2 protein-coding genes and 1 pseudogene are annotated in these 2,201 nt (G+C 70.3%); 1 reads left to right on the top strand and 2 read right to left on the bottom strand.

Features of this window, described 5'->3' with window-relative positions; translation table 11 throughout:
- Positions 1-381 (bottom strand): LysR family transcriptional regulator (locus tag EIO58_RS16615; RefSeq protein WP_127820406.1); only part of this gene is annotated, 381 nt, incomplete at its 3' end.
- Between the two features lie 72 nt (positions 382-453).
- Between EIO58_RS16615 and EIO58_RS16620 the strand changes: the two genes are divergently transcribed.
- A complete protein-coding gene (locus tag EIO58_RS16620) occupies positions 454-1,158 on the top strand; it encodes a DUF1684 domain-containing protein (protein WP_164861807.1) in 705 nt (234 codons plus the stop codon).
- 296 nt (positions 1,159-1,454) lie between these two features.
- Here the strand turns inward: EIO58_RS16620 and EIO58_RS16625 are convergent.
- Positions 1,455-2,201 (bottom strand): annotated as a pseudogene (locus tag EIO58_RS16625) (hypothetical protein); the annotation flags it as partial.

The following is a 2,201-nucleotide window of genomic DNA, read 5'->3' on the forward strand; positions in this document are numbered from 1 at the left end:
CCGCGCCACCGTCGGTGCGACGACGTTCGCGATGCTCTCGATCTCGGCGGCGAAGCGGACGGCGCCCGTGCGGCGACCGAGGACGCGCGCCAGCTCGGTCGCCGCCGCGGTCAGGCTCGCGTCGATCCTCGGCGCGTGCTGCGCCAGGAGGGCACCCACGGGCGTGAGCGATGCCGCGCGAGCGGTGCGGGCGACGAGCGTCGCGCCGAGGCGGGCTTCTAGCCGCTGAACGTGCTGGGTGATCGTGGGCTGCGTGAACCCGAGCGAGCGCGCCGCCGCGCTGATCGAACCTTCTTGATCGATGGCCACGAGGATCCGCAGCGAGTGCACATCGAGCGCCCGCGTCAGAGCGTCTATCTCGGGTGCATCGATGCGATCCATAGGGCGATGCTATTCACTCCTGTATTTCGATGGTGTAACAATATGTGTCGTACTCCGATCAGGATGGGACATATGGACGACACCCACCGACAGTGGATCGACGACCGAGAGATCGCCGTGTGGTCACCGCACGGCATCGCCTCACTCGCCTCGACGCATTGGCTGGATGCCGACGAGCGCTCGTACGACGGCGCGCCGGGTCTTTGGCGGCAGGAGGGCGACACGATCGTGGGCAGCGCTCTTCCTGGAGAGGTGCGGCTCGCCGCCGGAGAGGAGGCGCAGGTCGGCGATGTCGCCGTGCGGGCGCACCTCCGTGACGGTACGCTCGCGCTGCGAGTGCTGGATCCGCAGGCCGCGACGCGGCGCGGGATCTCTGCGATCGTCCGCGCCCCCTACGACCCCTTGCTCCGCGTCCCAGGCCGCTTCACCCCGACGCCCCGATCCTCACCGACGGAGTCGGTCGACGGATACCGCTCGTCGACGGTGTACGACGGCACCGTCTCGTTCCGGCTCGGCGGTCGCGAACTGGAGCTCACCGTGACACGGGACCACGCCACGCTCTTCGCCGCGTTCAGGGATGCCACCAGTGGCACCGAGAGCTACCCGTTCCGCTTCCTGAGGCCGCCCCTTCCCGACGACGACGGACGGGTGACGGTCGATCTCAACCGGGGTTACCTGCCGCCGTGCGCCTTCTCCGACCACTATGCGTGCGTGTTCCCGCCTCCCGGCAACCGCTGGGACGTTCCCGTCCTGGGCGGCGAGCTGCTCGTGCGCTGAACTCGGAGGGTTCAGGATGCCGCGAGTCGAGGCATCCCGCCCACCAGAACAGGGAATCTCGCGGACGCAGGACGAAACGCCCCCCAAACCTCCTGCCCTCGCCAGATCACCTGTTCTCAGCAACACGACGACAGGGACGGTTCAGCAAGCCGCACCCGGCTCCGGTCGCAGACCCGCGGGTCGAGGCATCCCGCCCACCAGAACAGGTGATCTCGCGGACGCAGGACGAAACGCCCCCCAAACCTCCTGCCCTCGCCAGATCACCTGTTCTCAGCAAACACGGCGACAGGGACGGTTCAGGATGCCGCGGCCCCGCGGCGCCGCCAGGGCAGGGCGAGCAGCACCCCGATCCCGAGCACGACCGCACCGAGTCCGGCGGCGACCCACGGCGTCTCGGCGGGGATCTCGAGGTACGTCGTGATGCCGAGGATACGGGCGAGTCCCCACGGCAGCAGACCCATCTCGTCGTTCCAGGCCGACAGCGCGGTCTCGAGGCCGATCGCGCCGATCACCAGTGCCGGCACGGCGAGACCGGCGCCCACCCCCGCGAGCACGTATCCCGTCGCGCGGCGCGCGCCGACCTGGGCCCTCAGTGCCCAGCCCGCGGCGACGAACACCCACACGAACAGCGCGAACGCGACCGCGATGTACACCGAGCGCAGCACCGGATCGGTCCAGAACGCGAACCAGTAGCCGCCCGGCCCCGTGAACGACAGCGCGACGAGCGTCACGATGCACCGCAGCACGACGACGCCGCCCACGGCGGCGATCACCGGCCACGGCGAGCGCCGGCCGACGCAGAGCCGCACGACCAGCGCGAACACGAGCCACGCTCCGAACACCACGGCGAGATGCGTCCACGACAGGAACGACGTCTGCACCGCACGCGTCGCCACGAGCAGGGCGGCGGGGATGACGAGCAGCAGCCAGCGGTCGAGGTCGAGCATGCCGAGCGTCGACTCTCGAGCACGCCAGGGCCGTGTCGACGCGATCCACGACGCCCGAGCCGCCGCCGCGCCAGGCCGGCGGACGAGCCGGGTGCG

This window comes from Microbacterium sp. CPCC 204701, assembly GCF_004010105.1.
Lineage (GTDB): Bacteria > Actinomycetota > Actinomycetes > Actinomycetales > Microbacteriaceae > Microbacterium.

What these genes read in the sequence shown, in the direction of transcription:
- EIO58_RS16620 (WP_164861807.1), top strand. Translation starts at nt 454, where the DNA reads ATGGACGACACCCACCGACAGTGGATCGACGACCGAGAGATCGCCGTG.